Annotated in this window: 13 protein-coding genes and 2 riboswitches; of the genes, 8 read left to right on the top strand and 5 right to left on the bottom strand. The window is 64.6% G+C overall.

Going from position 1 to position 18,580, the window contains the following annotated elements:
- Positions 1 to 18: 18 nt before the first annotated feature.
- The 3 genes from DVS29_RS01680 to DVS29_RS01670 all read left to right on the top strand — a co-directional run bounded on the left by DVS29_RS01680 (position 19) and on the right by DVS29_RS01670 (position 6,688).
- The gene (locus DVS29_RS01680) at positions 19 to 5,463 is read left to right on the top strand and encodes an AAA family ATPase (protein ID WP_118178676.1); all 5,445 of its coding nucleotides are present in this window, start codon (positions 19 to 21) and stop codon (positions 5,461 to 5,463) included.
- A 243-nt stretch (positions 5,464 to 5,706) separates the two neighbouring features.
- A complete protein-coding gene (locus tag DVS29_RS01675; protein WP_118178675.1) occupies positions 5,707 to 6,093 on the top strand; it encodes a DUF4148 domain-containing protein in 387 nt (128 codons plus the stop codon).
- 58 nt (positions 6,094 to 6,151) lie between these two features.
- Positions 6,152 to 6,688 (top strand): thioredoxin family protein, encoded by a 537-nt coding sequence (locus DVS29_RS01670; protein ID WP_118178674.1) that lies wholly within the window; start codon positions 6,152 to 6,154, stop codon positions 6,686 to 6,688.
- Between the two features lie 98 nt (positions 6,689 to 6,786).
- On the opposite strand, the gene DVS29_RS01665 is transcribed toward DVS29_RS01670, so the two are convergent.
- From DVS29_RS01665 to metE, 3 genes are all read right to left on the bottom strand, one after another.
- Positions 6,787 to 7,464, bottom strand: a complete 678-nt coding sequence (locus DVS29_RS01665; RefSeq protein ID WP_118178673.1) for an epoxyqueuosine reductase QueH — start codon at positions 7,462 to 7,464, stop codon at positions 6,787 to 6,789.
- 29 nt (positions 7,465 to 7,493) lie between these two features.
- The gene (gene glyA / locus DVS29_RS01660) at positions 7,494 to 8,741 is read right to left on the bottom strand and encodes a serine hydroxymethyltransferase (protein WP_118178672.1); all 1,248 of its coding nucleotides are present in this window, start codon (positions 8,739 to 8,741) and stop codon (positions 7,494 to 7,496) included.
- A 127-nt stretch (positions 8,742 to 8,868) separates the two neighbouring features.
- A complete protein-coding gene (gene metE / locus DVS29_RS01655) occupies positions 8,869 to 11,163 on the bottom strand; it encodes a 5-methyltetrahydropteroyltriglutamate--homocysteine S-methyltransferase (RefSeq protein ID WP_118178671.1) in 2,295 nt (764 codons plus the stop codon).
- A gap of 117 nt (positions 11,164 to 11,280) precedes the next feature.
- On the opposite strand from metE, the gene DVS29_RS01650 reads away from it, so the two are divergent.
- The 5 genes from DVS29_RS01650 (at position 11,281) to DVS29_RS01630 (ending at position 17,472) form a co-directional block, all read left to right on the top strand.
- Positions 11,281 to 12,189: a LysR family transcriptional regulator gene (locus DVS29_RS01650; RefSeq protein ID WP_118178670.1), complete on the top strand. Its 909-nt coding sequence runs from the start codon at positions 11,281 to 11,283 to the stop codon at positions 12,187 to 12,189.
- A gap of 80 nt (positions 12,190 to 12,269) precedes the next feature.
- Positions 12,270 to 12,467: riboswitch (cobalamin riboswitch) on the top strand.
- A gap of 88 nt (positions 12,468 to 12,555) precedes the next feature.
- Complete coding sequence (locus DVS29_RS01645) at positions 12,556 to 14,538, top strand: TonB-dependent receptor domain-containing protein (protein ID WP_240655413.1); 1,983 nt, start codon at positions 12,556 to 12,558, stop codon at positions 14,536 to 14,538.
- A gap of 32 nt (positions 14,539 to 14,570) precedes the next feature.
- Entirely contained in the window at positions 14,571 to 15,371 is an 801-nt protein-coding gene (locus tag DVS29_RS01640) for an ABC transporter ATP-binding protein (RefSeq protein WP_118178669.1), read from the top strand.
- A 19-nt stretch (positions 15,372 to 15,390) separates the two neighbouring features.
- Entirely contained in the window at positions 15,391 to 16,362 is a 972-nt protein-coding gene (locus DVS29_RS01635) for an ABC transporter substrate-binding protein (RefSeq protein WP_118178740.1), read from the top strand.
- A 39-nt stretch (positions 16,363 to 16,401) separates the two neighbouring features.
- Positions 16,402 to 17,472: a FecCD family ABC transporter permease gene (locus DVS29_RS01630; protein WP_338069316.1), complete on the top strand. Its 1,071-nt coding sequence runs from the start codon at positions 16,402 to 16,404 to the stop codon at positions 17,470 to 17,472.
- 24 nt (positions 17,473 to 17,496) lie between these two features.
- Here the strand turns inward: DVS29_RS01630 and DVS29_RS01625 are convergent, their stop codons facing one another.
- Both DVS29_RS01625 and DVS29_RS01620 read right to left on the bottom strand, forming a co-directional pair.
- A complete protein-coding gene (locus tag DVS29_RS01625) occupies positions 17,497 to 18,216 on the bottom strand; it encodes a CbtA family protein (protein WP_118178667.1) in 720 nt (239 codons plus the stop codon).
- A 13-nt stretch (positions 18,217 to 18,229) separates the two neighbouring features.
- The gene (locus DVS29_RS01620; RefSeq protein WP_118178666.1) at positions 18,230 to 18,439 is read right to left on the bottom strand and encodes a CbtB domain-containing protein; all 210 of its coding nucleotides are present in this window, start codon (positions 18,437 to 18,439) and stop codon (positions 18,230 to 18,232) included.
- Between the two features lie 56 nt (positions 18,440 to 18,495).
- Positions 18,496 to 18,565, bottom strand: a riboswitch (cobalamin riboswitch).
- Positions 18,566 to 18,580: the final 15 nt, after the last annotated feature.

Here is an 18,580-nt window from a genome sequence, read left to right as displayed (position 1 = left end):
CGGTCACCACGCGCGGCCATGGACGCTACACACGGATTCGATGCGGATCGCGGCTTCCATATCCTGTGGGAGGACGGCGAACGCGTGTTCTGCCGCGAGCGGTCGCGCGACGGTAGCAACAGCGTGCTGGTGGCGCGCATCGCGGTAGAACATCCGCCGCCGGCCAGCTATGCGCGCCTCGCGCACGAATTCGCGCTGCGCGATCAACTGGGCGACGCGTGGGCGGTGCAGCCGAAGGAACTGCTGCGGGCTGATGGCCGTACGGTGCTGGTGCTCGCGGACCCTGGCGGCGAGCCGCTCGAACGGCTGATCGGCGCGCCGATGGAGGTGGCTGCGGTGCTCAGAGTGGCCGCCGGCATCGCGGCGGCGCTCGCCAAGCTGCATCAGCGCGGCCTCGTCCACAAGGACCTCAAGCCTGCTCACATTCTCGTGAACTGCACCGATGGCCTGGTGCGGCTCACCGGCTTCGGCATTGCCTCGCAACTGCCGCGCGAACGGCAACGGCCCGAGCCGCCCGAGACCATCGCCGGCACGCTGGCGTACATGGCGCCCGAGCAGACCGGCCGGATGAACCGGTCGATCGACTCGCGCAGCGACCTGTACGCGTTCGGCGTCGCGCTCTATCAGATGCTCACCGGCGCGCTGCCGTTCACCGCGGCGGACCCGATGGAATGGGTGCACTGCCACGTCGCCCGCAAGCCGATGCCGCCCAGCGCGCGCGTGGACACCGTACCCGCCGCCGTCTCCGCGCTCGTGATGAAGCTGCTCGCGAAGACGCCCGAGGAGCGCTATCAAACGGCAGCCGGCGTCGAGCGCGATTTGCGGCACTGTCTGACGGAATGGGTGCGCCTGCGTCGTATCGATGCATTCCGGCCGGGCGAACACGATACGCCGGATCGTCTGCTGATTCCCGAAAAACTCTATGGCCGCGAGCGCGAGGTCGGTGCGCTGGTCGCCGCGTTCGATCGGGTGATGAACAGCGGCGCGCCGGAACTGGTGCTCGTGTCCGGTTACTCCGGCATCGGCAAATCCGCGGTCGTCAACGAGTTGCACAAGGTGCTGGTGCCGCCGCGCGGACTGTTTGCGTCGGGCAAGTTCGATCAATACAAGCGCGACATTCCGTATTCGACGCTGGTGCAGGCGTTTCAGGGACTCGTGCGGCCGCTGCTCGGCAAGCGCGAGGCAGAGCTCGCGATCTGGCGCGACGCGCTCAGGAAGGCGCTGGAGCCGAATGCTCGGCTGATGACGGACCTCATTCCGGAACTGAAGCTGATCGTCGGCGATCCGCCGCTCGTTCCCGAGCTCGAACCGCATCAGGCGCAGCGCCGTTTCCAGCTCGTGTTCCGGCGCTTCATCGGCGTCTTCGCGCGGGCCGAGCATCCGCTCGCGCTGTTCCTCGACGATCTGCAATGGCTCGATGCCGCAACCGTCGATCTGCTGGAAGATCTGCTGACGGGCCCCGACCTGCAGCATGTGCTGCTGATCGGCGCGTATCGCGACAACGAGGTCGATGCCGCGCATCCGCTGCGTCACAAGCTGCAGGCCATCCGCAACGCCGGTGCGCGGCTCGATGAGATCGCGCTTGCGCCGCTCGCGCGAGACCACGTCGAACAGATGATCGCGGAGGCGCTGCGCTGCACGATGGAACGCGCCGCACCGCTCGCGCAGCTGGTGCACGAGAAGACCGCCGGCAATCCGTTCTTCGTGATCCAGTTCCTGCACGAGCTCGCCGACGAGGGCCTGCTCACGTTCGATCATGATCGCGTGTGCTGGTCGTGGCATCTGCCGCACATCCACAGCAAGGGCTATACGGACAATGTGGCCGACCTGGTGGCGGCCAAGCTGACGCGCCTGCCCGCCGATACGCAACAGGCGTTACAGCAGTTCGCGTGTCTCGGCAACACGGCGTCGATCGCGATGCTGTCGAATGTGTCGGTGCGTTCGAAGCAGCAGGTTCGCGCGCTGTTGCAGCCGGCCGTTCAGCAGGAGCTGGTCGAGCATCTGGACAGCGCGTACCGGTTCGCGCACGACCGCGTGCAGGAAGCCGCGTATTCGCTGATTCCGGTTGGCTCGCGCGCGGCGACCCATCTGCGGATCGGACGCGTGCTCGCGAAGCTCGCGCCGCCCGCGAAACGCCAGGACGTCATCTTCGAGATCGTCAATCAGCTGAACCGCGGCACGGCGCTCGTTTCGCTGCAGGAAGAACGCGAGCAGCTGGCGGGCTTCAACCTGATGGCCGGACAGCGCGCGAAGGCGTCGTCCGCGTATGAATCCGCGCTCACGTATCTGACGGCCGGCGCGGAACTGCTGACCGACGATTGCTGGACGCGCAAACGCGACCTGATCTTCGCGCTGGAGTTGAACCGCGCCGAATGCGAATTCCTGACCGGCCGCCTCGCGGCGGCCGAAGCGCGCCTCGAAGCGCTGTCGCATCGCGTCGCGAACGTGCCTGAACGCGCGAACGTGACCTGCCTGCGCATCGACCTGTACATGACGCTCGACCGGGCCACGCGCGCGGTGGCCGTCGCGTTGGATTACCTCGAACATCTCGGCATCCGCTGGTCGCCGCATACCGCGGAAGAGCAGGCGCGCCGGGAATACGAGCGGATCTGGCTGCAACTGAGCGACCGCACGATCGACGAACTCATCGATCTGCATCTGATGACCGACCCGGACTCGCTCGCGACGATGGACGTGCTGGTCAAGGTGATGCCCGCTGCGCTCTTCACCGATACCAACCTGTGGTTTCTCGTGGTCTCGCGGGCCGTCAATCTGAGCCTCGAAAGCGGCAACTGCGACGGATCGTCGTCGGCGTACATCCGGCTCGGCATGACGGTCGGCGCGCGCTTCGGTCACTACACGATCGGCTTTGAGTTCGGACAGCTCGGCTTCGATCTGGTCGAACGGCGCGGGTTGATGCGGTTTCGCGCGCGCACCTACATGCACTTCGGCAACGTGATTCTGCCGATGACGCAGCACCTGCGCGCCGGCCGGGAGCTGATGCGCCGCGGCCTCGAAGCGGCGAGGAACACGGGCGATCTCGTGTGCGAGGCGTACTGCTACACGCACATGATCACCAACCTGCTGATGGCGGGCGATCCGCTCGCGGACGTGCAGCAGGAAGCGGAAGCGAGCCTCGCGTTCGCGCAGAAAGCGCACTTCGGATTCGCGATCGACGTCAGCGCGACGCAGCTCGCGCTGACCCGAAGCTTGCGCGGTCTCACGCCCGCGTTCGGCACGTTCGACGACGGGCAGTTCGACGAGAAGCGCATCGAGCGGCACTTCAAGGACAACCCGGACCTCGTGATCGCGCATTGCTGGTACTGGATCCGCAAGCTGCAGGCGCGCTTTTGCGCGGGCGATTACGCGGCCGCCGCCGATGCCGCGGAACAAGCAGCGAGCCTGATGTGGGCGTCGGCATCGTACCTGGAAGAGGTCGAATATCACTTCTATGGTGCGCTCTCGCTCGCCGCATGCTGCGACGATGCAACCGTGGGCGCCGAGCGCAGCGAGATGCTGGACACGATTGCCGCGCATCACAAGCAGCTGCAACTACGGGCCGAAAGCTGCGCGGACAATTTTGCGAACCGCGCGGCGCTGGTGAGCGCGGAGATCGCGCGCATCGAAGGACGCGATGTCGACGCGATGCGGCTCTATGAAGAGGCCGTGCGGTCGGCGCGTGCGAACGGCTTCGTGCAGAACGAAGCGCTGGCGAGCGAACTCGCGGCGCGCTACTACGTGGCGCGCGGCTTCGAAAAAATCGCGCGCGTGTATCTGCAGGACGCGCGGCAAGGCTATCGACGCTGGGGCGCGGACGGCAAGGTGCGGCAGCTCGACGAGCAGTACCCGTATCTGCACGAAGGCGAGCAGGCGCTGGGGCCGACGAGCACGATCGGCGCGCCGGTCGAGCATCTCGATCTCGCGACCGTGATCAAGGTGTCGCAGGCAGTATCCGGCGAGATGGTACTCGACCGGCTGATTGATACCGTCATGCGTACCGCGATCGAACAGGCCGGCGCCGTGCGCGGTCTGCTGATTCTTCCCGACAGCGACGGCCCGCGCATCGCCGCCGAAGTGACCACCGATGGCGACACGCCGAGCGTGCAGCTGCGCAATGTGCCGGTCAGCGCGGCGATGCTGCCGGAGTCGGTGCTGTATCACGTGCTGCGCACGCGAGAGAGCGTGATGCTCGACGATGCCGCAAGCGAGCCGCCGTTTTCCACGGACCCGTATGTCCGTCAGCATCGCGCGCGTTCGTTGCTGTGCCTGCCGCTGATGAACCGCGCGACGCTGATCGGTGCGCTCTACCTCGAAAACAATCTGATCACGCGCGTGTTCGCGCCGGCACGCATCGCGGTGCTGAGGCTGCTGGCGTCGCAGGCCGCGACGTCGCTGGAGAACACGCGGCTGTATCGCGATCTCGCGGAACGCGAGTCCAGGATCCGGCGGCTCGTCGACGCGAACATCATCGGCATCTTCGTGTGGCGCACCGACGGCGATATTCTCGAAGCTAACGACGCGTTCCTGCGCATGGTCGGCTACGAGCGCGACGATCTGGTGTCGGGCCGCGTGCGCTGGTGGGACCTGACGCCGCCGGAGTGGCGCGAATCCACCGAGCACGCGCTCGAAGAACTCGGCAAGTCGGGCAGCGTGCTGCCCGCGGAGAAGGAGTACCTGCGCAAGGACGGCTCGCGTGTGCCCGTGATGATCGGCCGCGTCGCATTCCAGACCGGCGGCAGCGAGGGCGTGGCCTTCGTGGTGGACCTGACCGAGCGAAAGGAAGCGGAGCACCGGCTGCGCGAATCGTACGAGATGCTGCGCGAACTCACGTCCCGCCGTGAGACCGCGCGCGAAGAAGAGCGCAAACACATCGCGCGGGAAATGCACGACGAGCTCGGGCAGTATCTGACCGCGCTGCGCATGCGCGCATCGACGTTGCGGATGCAGTTCGGCAACGACCCGCGGCTGTTCGACGAGACACGCGCGCTGATCGCGCTGGTGGACGAAACGATGCACGTGGTGCGCGGGGTGATCACGTCGCTGCGTCCGCCGGCGCTCGATCAGGGCATCGTGGCCGCGCTCGAATGGCTGGCCGCCGAATTCAACCGCAATGGTCGGACGGTATGCCGGCTGCGCGTGCAGGACGAGAACATCGCGATGAGCGAGGACTGCGCGATCGTGCTGTTCCGTCTCGTGCAGGAAGCGCTGACGAATGTCGCGCGTCATGCGGCCGCGAAAGAAGTGACCATTGTGCTCGAACGTACGCACGATGCCTTCGTGCTCGAAGTGCGCGACGACGGACTCGGATTCGACGCGCAGGCAATCAGAAAAACTTCATTCGGCCTTGCCGGCATGGAAGAACGCGTGATGATGCTGGGCGGCCATATCGAGGTGGCCAGTTCGCCGGGAACCGGCACCGCAATCAAGGTCACGCTGCACGACCAACGCGCCCCTTCGGCGTAGCCACGCCTTAGCCTCTGCCTTTTTGTATCGCTCTGTATCTGTCACGTACGCAGATACGGAGCCTCGCACATCCCCCTCTCCCGGGACACAAGCCGGATACTTCCGCGCCTTCAAATACGTCCCATGCCAGGCGATGACGCCGCCCCGGAAAAAGACAGGGCGCGGCGGTAGCGAAACCCAGCCTGGACGCCCTGTGTCGGGATCGGTCCCGATCCATCCATTCTTCTCTTGCTGGAGTCCATCATGAAACTCGTTCAATCGCTGATCGTTGCCGCTGTCGTTGCTATCCCCGCTCTGTCGTTCGCACAAACGAGCCAGCCCGTCACGCGCGCCCAGGTGCGCCAGGAACTGATCGATCTGGAGAAAGCCGGCTACAACCCGGCCGGCGATCAGGCGCAGTACCCGGACAACCTCGAGCAGGCGCAAGCGAAGCTCGAAGCGCAGAAGGGTGACGCTGCTGCTTCGTACGGCGGCGCGGTCGCGAGTACGTCGGCTTCCGGTTCGGCTGTGCATGGAATCCACCTGCACCTGCACCTGCACGTGCCGCACGCGCTCGACAGCGCCGACGCATCGCACGCATACAACGGCTCGGACGTCGTTGGCCTCGGCCCGATTTACGCGCATCAGTAAGCACCGCGATTCGCCGCTCGTCTGGCGCGCACTCAAAGGAACCCAACAGGAACCGAATATGTTCGCTTCGCTGAAAACCGTCGCGGCCGCCTGTGCGTGTGCCGCCTTCACCGCCGCGTGCGGCGGTGCCGTGGCGGGCACGCCGTCCGTCGTCGGCACCGCGGCGCCGGAATTCGTCGGCATCGATCAATGGATCAACAGCCAGCCGCTGACGGTGAAGCAGTTGCGCGGCAAGGTCGTGCTTGTGGACTTCTGGACCTATAGCTGCATCAACTGCGTGCACACGCTGCCGTACGTGAAGAGCTGGTACCACAAGTACAAGGACCAGGGCCTCGTCGTGATCGGCGTGCACACGCCGGAATACGCGTTCGAACGCGTGACCGGCAACGTGAAGACGGCGATCCGTCAATACGGCATCGACTACCCGGTCGCGCAGGACAACCAGTACGCGACGTGGAACGCGTACGACAACCAGTACTGGCCGGGGTTCTATCTGATCGATCGCAACGGGCAGATTGCATACACCCACTTCGGCGAAGGCGATTACGCGCAGACCGAAGCGAAGATCGCGAGCCTGCTCGCGCAGAAAGGTTGAGAGTCGACATGCCTGAACAACACCTTCTCGAGTCGACGTCGCTAAGAGCGTAGCGGCGAGTTCGAAACGAAGGTAGCTCAGCGACGCGGATCAGGGCATCAGATGCCTTGATTCCCGTCGTCGTCATCCTTGCCGTAGAACTTCACGCCGATCCGGATCGGTTCGCGATGGTTGGCTTTGCGATGCAGGTTGGTGTCGCGCAGCGAATACGCGCAGCCGCAGTATTCCTGCTGATAGAACGCCTCGCGCTTGCTGATTTCGACCATGCGCGCGGAACCGCAGCCTTTGCGCCAGTTGTAGTCCCAGTAGGTCAGATCCGGATAGTGCGAGGCCGCGCGAACGCCGCAGTCGTTGATCTGCTGCATGTTCTTCCAGCGCGAAATGCCAAGCGAACTGGTCATCACGGGAAAGGCATGCTCGTGCGCATAGAGCGCGGTGCGCTCGAAGCGCATGTCGAAGCACATCGTGCAGCGTGCGCCGCGCTCGGGTTCGTTCTCCATGCCCTTCGCCCGTGCGAACCAGTTGTCGCGGTCGTAGTCGGCATCCACGAACGGGATGCCGAACTGCTCGGCAAAGCGGATGTTTTCATCCTTGCGCAGGTCGTATTCCTTGCGGGGATGGATGTTCGGGTTGTAGAAGAAAATCGTGAAGTCGATGCCCGACGCCACCATCGCTTCCATCACCTCGCCGGAACACGGCGCGCAGCACGAATGCAGCAGGACCTTGCGATGGCCATCCGGCAGCGGAAGCGGCTTGCGTTCAGCGGTGGAGGTCATCGCAGGTCCTGTGGGTCGGTCAGTGCAGCTCAGCGATACACCGGGAAGCGGCGCGTGAGCGCGGCCACCTGTTCACGCACGCTGGCGATGGTCGCCGCATCGTGCGGATTATCCAGCACGTCGGCGATCAGGTTGCCCGTGAGGCGCGCTTCCTCTTCGCCGAAGCCGCGCGTGGTCATCGCGGGCGAGCCGAGACGGATGCCGCTCGTCACGAACGGCTTTTCCGGGTCGTTCGGAATGGCGTTCTTGTTGACGGTGATGTGCGCCTCGCCCAGCACGCGCTCCGCTTCCTTGCCCGTGATGTGCTTCGCGCGCAGGTCGACCAGCATCACGTGGCTTTCCGTGCGGCCGGAGACGATGCGCAGACCGCGCGCGATCAGCGTTTCGGCCAGCACGGCTGCGTTCCTCACGACCCGCTGTTGATACGCCTTGAATTGCGGCGATGCGGCTTCCTTGAACGCGACGGCCTTGCCAGCGATCACGTGCATCAGCGGACCGCCCTGAATGCCGGGGAAAATCGCCGAGTTGATCGCCTTCTCGTGTTCCGCCTTCATCAGGATCACGCCGCCGCGCGGACCGCGCAGGCTCTTGTGCGTCGTCGTCGTGACGAAGTCGGCGTGGGGTACCGGGTTCGGATACACGCCCGCGGCGATCAGGCCCGCGTAGTGCGCCATATCGACCATGAAATACGCGCCGATCGCTTTCGCGACGCGGCCGATACGCTCGAAGTCGATATGCAGCGCGAACGCGGAAGCGCCCGCGATGATCAGCTTCGGCTGCTTCGCGCGCGCTTCGGCTTCGAGCGCGTCGTAGTCGATGTCTTCCTGCGCGTTCAGGCCGTAGCTCACCACGTTGAACCACTTGCCGCTCATGTTGAGCGCCATGCCGTGTGTCAGGTGGCCGCCTTCCGCGAGGCTCATGCCCATGATCGTGTCGCCGGGCTTCAACATCGCGAAGAAGACACCCTGATTCGCCTGCGAACCGGAATTCGGCTGCACGTTCGCCGCTTCGGCGCCGAACAGCGCCTTCACGCGGTCGATCGCAAGCTGTTCGACGATATCGACGTACTCGCAGCCGCCGTAGTAGCGCTTGCCCGGGTAGCCCTCGGCGTACTTGTTGGTCAGTTGCGAACCTTGCGCCTCCATGACGGCCGGCGACGTGTAGTTTTCCGATGCGATCAGCTCGATGTGATCTTCCTGCCGCTGATTTTCCTGACGGATGGCAGCGGTGATTTCGGGGTCGATCTGGTCGAGAGTGTAGTGGCTGCGTTCGAACATGGCGGGAGAGGACTCCAGTGAGGGCCCAAATGAAGCGTCCCGAGACCGGCTCGGGACGTGATGTGAATAGTGCGTTGCGTCGGCGCGCCGCGTGCGGCATGCAGCACGCAGCGGACCGGCGTCAGCGTTACTGCGCCTGGCTACGCAGCGTCTTCGCCGCCGCAACCATGTTCGTCAACGCGGGAATCACTTCTTCCCACTGACGCGTCTTCAGGCCGCAGTCCGGGTTCACCCACAGGCGTTCCGCCGGAATACGTTCGGCGGCTTTCTTCATCAGCTGAGCGATGTGATTCTGCGTCGGGATGTTCGGCGAGTGAATGTCGTACACACCCGGGCCGATTTCGTTCGGATACTTGAAGTGATCGAACGCGTCGAGCAGTTCCATATCGGAGCGTGACGTCTCGATAGTGATCACGTCAGCGTCCATATCGGCGATCGACGCGATGATGTCGTTGAACTCCGAATAGCACATATGCGTGTGGATCTGCGTTTCGTCGCGCACGCCGTTCGCGGTGATACGGAACGATTCCACGGCCCAGCGCAGGTACTCGTTCCATTGCGCGCGGCGCAGCGGCAGACCTTCGCGCAGCGCGGCTTCGTCGATCTGGATCACGCGCACGCCGGCCTTTTCAAGGTCTAGCACTTCGACGCGGATCGCGAGTGCGAGCTGATAGCACGACACCGAGCGCGGCTGGTCGTCACGCACGAACGACCAGTTCAGGATCGTCACCGGGCCCGTGAGCATGCCCTTCATCGGCTTGTTCGTGAGCGACTGTGCGTACGTGATCCATTCGACGGTCATCGCGTTCGGGCGGCTGATATCGCCGAACAGGATAGGCGGCTTCACGCAGCGCGAGCCGTACGACTGCACCCAGCCGAACTGGCTGAACGTGTAGCCGTCCAGCTGCTCGCCGAAGTATTCGACCATGTCGTTGCGTTCCGCTTCGCCATGCACCAGCACGTCGAGGCCGAGCGATTCCTGCTCGCGCACGCTGCGTTCGATCTCGCGACGCATCGCGGCCTGGTAGCCGGCGTCGTCGAGTTTGCCGGCCTTGTACTCGCTGCGCGCGTGACGGATCTCGGCGGTTTGCGGGAACGAGCCGATCGTCGTGGTCGGATACGCCGGCAGGTTCAGGATCGCGGACTGCTTGTTCGCGCGATCGCCATACACGCTCGTACGCTTGCCGAGCGCCGCGTCGATTTTCTCGACGGCAGCCTTCACGGCAGGGTTGTGCACACGCGGCGACGTGCGGCGGCTTTCGATCGCGGCGGCGTTCGCAGCCAGCGCGTCAGCCACCGATGCGCGGCCATGGTTCAACGCACCAGCCAGCACCTTCAGCTCGTCGAGCTTTTGCAGCGCGAACGCGAGCCACGAGCGGATTTCGTTGTCCAGCTTCTGTTCGCTTTCCAGATCGACCGGCACGTGCAGCAGCGAGCACGACGGCGCGATCCACAGCCGCGAGCCGAGCGTCTTCGCGAGCGGTTCGAGCCATTCGAGCGCGGCGGTCAGGTCCGTCTTCCAGATGTTGCGGCCGTTGATCGCGCCAACCGACAGCACGCGGTCGGCCGGCAGCGTTTGCGCGGCCTTGGCGACTTCGTCGCGCGCGTTGATCGCGTCGATATGCAGACCGTCCACCGGCAGCTTGCACGCCAGCGCGAGGTTGTCCTGCAACTGGCCGAAGTACGTGGCGAGCAGCAGCTTCACACGGCGCGTCTCCAGCGCCTCGTAGGCCGTCACGAATGCTTGTTGCCACGCCGGATCGAGTTCGGTGACGAGCGCCGGCTCGTCGATCTGCACCCACTCCACACCTTGCGCCGCGAACGTGTCGAGTAGCGCGCCGTACACCGGCAGCAGCTTCGGCAGCAGCGCGAGGCGATCGGAGTCGTCCTTCGCTTTGCCAAGCCACAGATATGTGACCGGTCCGATAATGACCGGCTTCGCCGTCACGCCGGCGGCGCGCGCTTCGGTCAGCTGCGTGACGAGGCGCGATGCGTCGAGCGAGAAGCTCGTCGATGCGGTGAATTCCGGCACGATGTAGTGATAGTTCGTATCGAACCACTTGGTCATCTCGCCCGCCGCGACGCCGCCGCAGCATGCGCTATGGTCTTCGGCACCCTGCGCCGAACGGCCGCGCGCGACGCGGAAGTAGTTGTCGAGCGCATCGCCGTGGAAGCCTTGCACGCGTTCCGGCAGGTTGCCGAGCGTGAAGCTCATGTCGAGCACCTGGTCGTAGAACGCGAAGTCGCCGACCGGCACGAGGTCGAGGCTTTGCTGCTGCGCCCAATGGCGCTGCCGTAACGACGCACCCAGTGCCTTCAGTTCGTCGCGCGACGATTGACCTTTCCAGTAGCTTTCGAGAGCGAACTTGAGTTCGCGCTTCGCGCCGATGCGCGGGAAACCGAGATTGTGCGTCGTGACCATGTGGGACCTGTGAGGCGAATTGAAAAAGGACAGGCCCGATGATAGGGATTTCGATGCATGAAATAAAATGGCATTATTTCATTCATCGATTAAATTCGTTCATGGATTGGTGAAATCATGCTGGAACGCATCCATCTCGTCATCATTCGCGAAGTCGAACGGCAGGGCTCGCTCACGGCCGCCGCCGGCGTGCTCAACCTCACGCAGTCCGCATTGAGTCACACCGTGAGGAAAGTCGAGCAGCAGCTCGGCACGCCGGTCTGGGACCGCGAGGGCCGTAGCCTGCGGCTCACGCAAGCCGGCCAGTATCTGCTCGCGCTCGCGAACCGGCTGCTGCCGCAGTTCGAGCTGGCCGAGGCGCGCATGAAGCAGTACGCCGAAGGTCAGCGCGGCACGCTGCGCATCGGCATGGAATGTCACCCGTGCTACCAGTGGCTGCTGAAGGTCGTGTCGCCGTATCTGTCGCGCTGGCCGGACGTCGACGTGGACGTGAAGCAGCGCTTCCAGTTCGGCGGCATCGGTGCGCTCTTCGGCTACGACATCGATGTGCTCGTCACGCCCGATCCGCTGCAGAAGCAGGGCCTGCGCTTCGAACCTGTGTTCGACTACGAGCAGGTGCTGGTGGTCGCGGAGCAGCATCGGCTGGCGAATGCGCGTTACGTGAAGCCCGAGCAGCTCGCGGACGAGATCCTGATTACGTACCCCGTCGAGACCGACCGGCTGGACATCTACAACCAGTTCCTCATACCAGCGGGTGTCGTGCCGAGACGGCACAAGACGATCGAAACCACCGACATCATGCTGCAGATGGTGGCGAGCGGTCGCGGCGTGACCGCACTGCCGCGCTGGCTCGCGGACGAATACGCGGACCGTATTCCCGTGATGCCGGTGAAGCTCGGCAAGGAGGGCATCGCGAAGCAGATTTTCCTCGGTACGCGCGAAGCGGATGCATCGATCGACTACCTGAAGGCGTTCGTCGAACTCGCGCGCGAATCGGACTGGGCGTCGTCGCGGATGCGTCGATAGCGGGCTCGCGTTTGCCGTTCGCGTGGGCCGTTATGCAACACCCGTGGCCCACGAACATTGACTGCATCGCGCATAAATCGTTACGCTTGCGCCCTGATGGTTCCCGTCACCGGGATCAAAAGGGAACGCAGTAGAAGCGCTCATGCTTCGAGTCTGCGGCTGCCCCCGCAACTGTAAGCGGCGAGCTCGTGCCAATCGCGACCACTGGACACATCCGGGAAGGTCGGCACGGGCAGCGACCCGCGAGCCAGGAGACCTGCCATCAACCGAGGTCCAAGCAGCCGCAAAGGGCGGGGTGTCCCGAAGCGCCAGCACCGCATTGCGCGGATGCATGTTGCAAGGACAGTTCCGACCTCAGGATCTGTCATGTCCACCACCATCGTCAAAATGACTCCCGTCCAGGGAGCTTTGTGCCGTCGCGTTGCCGTAGCCGGCACGTGTACGGTCCTCGCGCTTTCGTTCGGCGCGCAGGCCGCCCACGCCGCGGACGATTCCGCCTCTCAGCAGGCTGCTCAATCCGCCGCGCAGATCACGCTGCCCAATATCGTCGTGACCGGCGATACGCAGCATCTGCCGCAGTCGTTCGACCAGCGCTATGCGACGACCAACGTGCTCACGCGCCAGGACCTCGACCGCCTGTCTCCCGCCGACCCCAGCATCGCCGATGCGCTGGCTACGCTGCCCGGCATCACGGTGTCGCAGAACGGCGGGCCGGGTTCGTCGGCGTCGGTCAGCATTCGCGGCTCGACGGGCGAACAGGTCGCGGTGTTCATCGACGGCATTCGCGTCGGCTCCTCGACGCTGGGCGTCGCCGAATGGGCGGACCTGCCGACCGCGGCGTTCGATCGCGTCGAAGTGATTTCCGGGCCCGCGGCCGCTTCGTTTGGCGCGGATGCGGTGGGCGGCGTCGTGCAGTTGTTCACGCGCCATGCGTCGGGACAGCCGAACCAGACCACGGTGTCGTTCGGCGGCGGCTCGAACAAGACCTTCGATACGCAGGTGCGCACCAGCGGCACCGTGCCGTCGACCGGTCCGCTGTCGGCGCTGGCCGGACTCACGTATTCGCTAGGCTTTCACGACTACAACACCGCCGGCATCGACTCGACGCAGCCTTGGCAGTACGGTCATGAAGACGGCCGCAATCCGTATCACGCGCAGGACTTCGATGCGCGCCTCGGCTACGCGCACGGCGACTGGTCGGTGTCCAGCTTCATGCTGTATCACCAGTCGAACCTTTCGTACGACAACGCCGGCGGCGACGACTGGCAGCGCGATCACCAACTGACCACCGGCCTTGCGTTCCACTTCGATATCGCGCCGGATACGCAGTTCGATCAGTCAGTCGGTTATTCGACCGACCGTCAGTTCCTCTACGCGGCCGACCCGACCATTCCGACCGATGAAATCGATTCGACGCGCCTGAGCACGTCGACGTCGCTGACGCATCAGGAGCGCGGCTTCAAGCTGTTCGGGCTGCCGCTGTCAGGCGAAACGAAACTCGCCTACGACTTCTCGCGCGAGCAGGCTTTCCTGCCCATCGACATTCCGGATGGCGTGCCGACCCGCAACGACTCCGCGGTGTCGCTGCATCAGTCGACGACGCTCGGCGCGTTCACGGTGTTCCTGGCGGGACGTCACGAGATCGCGGAAGGACAGCCGGTCAATACGGGCAACGTCGCGCTGTCGTATGCGATCACACCGGTCTACACGGCGCGGCTCTCGTACGGCAACGCATTCCGCCTGCCGACCTTCGACGAGCTGTACTACCCGGACTTCGGCAATCCGAACCTGCGGCCCGAACGTAGCGATACGGTGGAAGCGGCGCTCGACGCGAACACGTCGTTCGGCAAGTTTTCCGCGGCGGTGTACGACACGCGCGTGCACGATCTGATCGCGTACGACGCGGAGACGTTCATCCCGAGCAACATCGGCGAGGTGCACATCAAGGGCGTCGATCTGTCGTACAAGGGGACGATCGCGTCGACGACCGCGGTGAGCGTCGCGGTCGGTCTGCTCGATCCGCAGGACGTGTCGGATGGCACGTGGCTCAATCGGCGCCCGCGTCAGACCGCGAGCGTGAGTGTCGATCACACGTGGGACGAACTGCATCTGCACGCGCTCAGCACGGGTATTTCGCTGCTGTACGGCGGCACGACCTTCGACGACGAAGCGAACACGATTCCTCTGGGATCCTATACAACGGTCAGCCTGCGTGCGTCGTACAAGATCAACGCGCATCTGACTGCGTCCGCGAACCTGTCGAACGTGTTCAACCGGCAGTACATCACGGCTGCTGGGTACAACTCGCTGGGCCGCACGGCGTTCGCGAAGCTCGCCTATACGTTCTAGGCCAGCTGCTCGCGGCCGGCGGAGAGTCGCAAATGTCGACACTGCAGCTATCCGAAGTCGACTGGGCGCCCGGCGCGCAGCGTGAGCGCGCCGCGAAAGTGCTGCGCTCGGTCAGCCTGACGACGCAGCCAGGTGAGTTCGTCGGGTTGATCGGACCGAACGGCAGTGGCAAAACCAGTCTGCTGCGCTGTGCGTTTCGCTACACCACGCCGTCCGCAGGCACGATACGCGTGGACGGCGAAGACATCTGGAAGCAGTCGCCGAAGTGGCTCGCGTTGCGCGCCGCGGTCGTGTTGCAGGAATTTCCGGAGGACTTCGGGCTGACCGTGCTCGACGTCGTCTACATGGCCCGCACGCCGCACAAGACCCGCTTTGGCGGCGATACGCCGGAGGATGCCGCCATCGTGGACGGAGCGCTCGAACGGGTCGGTCTGTCGGCATGCCGCGACCGGAATTTCGACACGCTCTCCGGCGGCGAAAAGCAGCGCGTGCTGCTGGCGCGTGCGCTGGCGCAGCAGCCCTCGCTGCTGATCCTCGACGAGCCGACCAATCATCTCGATCTGCGGCATCAGATCGAACTGCTGTCGCTGGTGCGTCGCATGGGCATCACCACGCTGGCGACGATTCACGACCTCAATCTGGCCGCGGCGTTTTGCGATCGCCTGTACGTGATCCACCACGGGGAGATCGTCGCGCAGGGCACGCCGCGTGAGGTCATCACCGAGTCGCTGCTTGCGGACGTATTCGAAGTTCGGGCGATCGTCGACGCCCATCCCGTGTCCCGCTATCCACGCATTACCTTGCTCACCGATGGAGAGAACGCCCGTGCATAACCGCCCGTTGTTTCGCCTGATGCTGCGTCTGACGACCGGCGCACTCGCCGCCGGATGGCTGGCCGCGGCCACCTTGTCGACGGCGTCGGCCACCACCTATCCCGTGACGATCCGTAGTTGCAACCGTGACGTGACGTTTGCGGGACCGCCGCAACGCGCGATCAGCAACGACGTGAATCTGACCGGCATGATGATCGCGCTCGGCCTGAAGGACCGGATGGTCGGCTACACCGGCGTGAGCGGCTGGAACACCGGCACCGATGAACTCCGGCAATCGCTCGGCTCGCTGCCGGAGCTTTCGAAGGAATATCCGTCCGTCGAGACGCTGGTGGGCGCGAACGCGGATTTCTACTTTGCCGGCTGGAACTACGGAATGAAGGTGGGCGGCGAGGTCACGCCCGCCACGCTGGCGCCGCTCGGCATCAAGGTCTACGAACTGACCGAATCGTGCGCGCACGTGATGAAGCGGCCGCCCGCGTCGCTCGACGACGTGTATCGCGATCTCGCCAACCTCGGCACGATTTTCGATGTCGAGAGTCGTGCCAATGCGCTGATCGAAAGCATGCGCGCGAAGATCCGCGCGATCTCGTCGAAAGCGGCCCACGACGGCAAGCCGGTCAGCGTGTTCGTCTATGACAGCGGCGAGGACCGGCCATTTACCGCGGGCCGCGAGGCGATCCCGACAGCGCTGATCGCGGCCGCGGGCGGCCGCAACGTGATGGACGATCTCGACGACAGCTGGACGCGCGTGAACTGGGAAACGGTGGTGGCGCGCAATCCGCAGGCGATCGTGATCGTCGACTATGGGAATGTCACCGCGGCCCAGAAGGAAGCGTTCCTGCGTGACAATCCGGCGCTCAACGGCATGGATGCGGTAAAGCACAACCGCTTCATCGTCGTGCCATATGACGACGCGACTCCCGGCGTCGCCAATGTGCGCGCGATCGCGACGATCGCGAAGGTGCTGCATCCTGCCGCGTTCCAGCCATGATGGCGGTCTTCATCGATGTCAGGCGAGGGCTGTGACGAGATGAGCCGACCGTCATCGAGCCCGGCCTGGGTGACTGCTATGGAGGCCCGGTCGTTCGGGCATACGCTGCTGATCGGCTGTCTGCTGGCGCTGCTTGCCGTTTCGGTGGTGGTGGCAGTCGGCATTGGCCCGGTGCCGATCGCGCCGGCGGTGACATGGAAGATCCTGTCGAGCCGTGTGGTCGCGTGGCTCACCGGGCACGAAGCGTCGGCGGCCTGGACCGGCGGCCAATACAGCATCGTCTGGCTGATCCGCTTTCCGCGCGTGATTCTGGGCGGGCTGGTCGGCGCGGGGCTCGCGCTGGTGGGCGCGGTGTTGCAGGCCGTCACCCGCAATGCACTCGCCGATCCTCATCTGCTTGGCGTGACATCCGGCGCGACGCTCGGCGCGGTGGTGGTCATTCTGTACGTGGGCGAGTCGATCGGCATCGCAACGCTGCCTGTTGCGGCGTTCGCGGGCGCGTTGCTTGCGATGCTCGTGGTGATGTCCGTGGCGATGCGGCATGGCCGCCTGAATTCCGACCGGCTGCTGCTGTCGGGTGTCGCGGTGTCGTTCTTCCTGATGGCGATGGCGAACCTGTTGCTGTTCCTCGGAGACCATCGTGCGTCGTCATCGGTGCTGTTCTGGATGCTCGGCGGTCTCGGGCTTGCGCGCTGGAATTTGCTCGCGATTCCGGCCATCGTGCTGACCGGCGGATTCGTGATGCTGACGACGTCCGCGCGCTCGCTGAACGCAGTGATGGCGGGCGATCAGACGGCGACGACGCTCGGCATCGCCGTCACTTCGTTGCGCATTCGCGTGTTCGTGGTCGCCTCGCTGATGACTGGCGTGATGGTCGCGATGAGCGGCTCGATCGGCTTTGTCGGGTTGATGATTCCGCATATCGCGCGACGCTTCGTCGGCGCTGATCATCGGCGGATGTTGCCAGCGACCGCGCTGCTTGGTGCGATCTTCCTGATCTGGGTCGACGTCGCGGCGCGCACGCTGATCGCTCCCGAGGATCTGCCGGTTGGCGTCGCGACGGCCGCGCTGGGTGGCCTCTTCTTCATCTGGCTGATGAAGCGCCGCTAGCTTCGCGGCGCGAACTGCCGCTCGTCAGGCGCGCGACCCAACCAGCGCGCCACGCTCGACCCACGCGCCGAACAGCAGGCCGATCGTGGTCCACATGATCACCTGCATGCCGATCGCCGCGACGCGGAACTTCCACAGCACGACCGCCGGGAACGCCGCCGGCACTTCATTGATCACGGGCAGCCCAAGCTGCACCGCCGCGATGATCACGATGAACACGAGCCCCGCCACGATCGATGCGTTCCATTGCCCCAGCTTCGCCGACAGATGACGGCGCAGGTTCAGCGAGAACACCATCGTCGCGATCGAGATCGCGATCATCAGGAAGAACAGGCCTGTTCGATAGCCGATCGTTTCCGGGTCGCCCACCGAAGGTGGATTCGCCGGGTACTTGATGTTCGGCACGATCACGAGCGTGACGAATGCCGCGAGCGCGAGCCACGCAGCCAACGGCCGCGCCGCGATGCGACCGACGCGGCCATACGCATACGCGAAGGTGAGCGCGAAGAGGCCGCCGAACGCGGCGCCATAGGTGACGACGCCCGTTAGAAGACCGAGGCCCGCCTGCGTGTGGCGGCTGACGATTTCAGGTTCCGGCGCTTCACCCTTGGCGGCGTCGAGCTTCGCTTCAAACGAAATCGCCTGATCGACCTGAGGTTCGCCGACCACCTTGGCGAATGCGAACGTGAGGAGGCCCGCGGCGATGCCTGCGAGCATCCCGCGCATGAGCAATTTTCCGACCATCTTGAACTCCGCGTTAGTGGCAGGGGAAGCCGAGCAGATGGCGGCCGTCATGCACGAACTCATGCACGTACATGCCGGGCACGATCGACGTCGCGCCTTCTTCCGCGCCGACGAAGTAGATTGCGAGCAGCAGGATCAGGCCGACGAACACGACCCATGGCAGGAGTTCACGAACCGGGATGGGAGCCGGCGCAACCGCCGGCTTCAGGACTGCTTCGCTCATATGGCACCTCTGGGGGTATCGCGCCCCGATGGAAGGTTTAAGGGAGAGTCGAAACGGGGTCTGGCTTCCGGGATTCGCTATGCCCGGTTACAGTGGCGCGACCGCGCCGGATTTGCACCGGCTTCCGCATTTCGTAACGAG

Origin of the sequence: Paraburkholderia phosphatilytica (genome assembly GCF_003443895.1) — a bacterium.
GTDB lineage: Bacteria > Pseudomonadota > Gammaproteobacteria > Burkholderiales > Burkholderiaceae > Paraburkholderia > Paraburkholderia phosphatilytica.
Note: the sequence above shows the minus strand (reverse complement) of the source record. Positions and strands in the feature narration are given on the sequence as shown.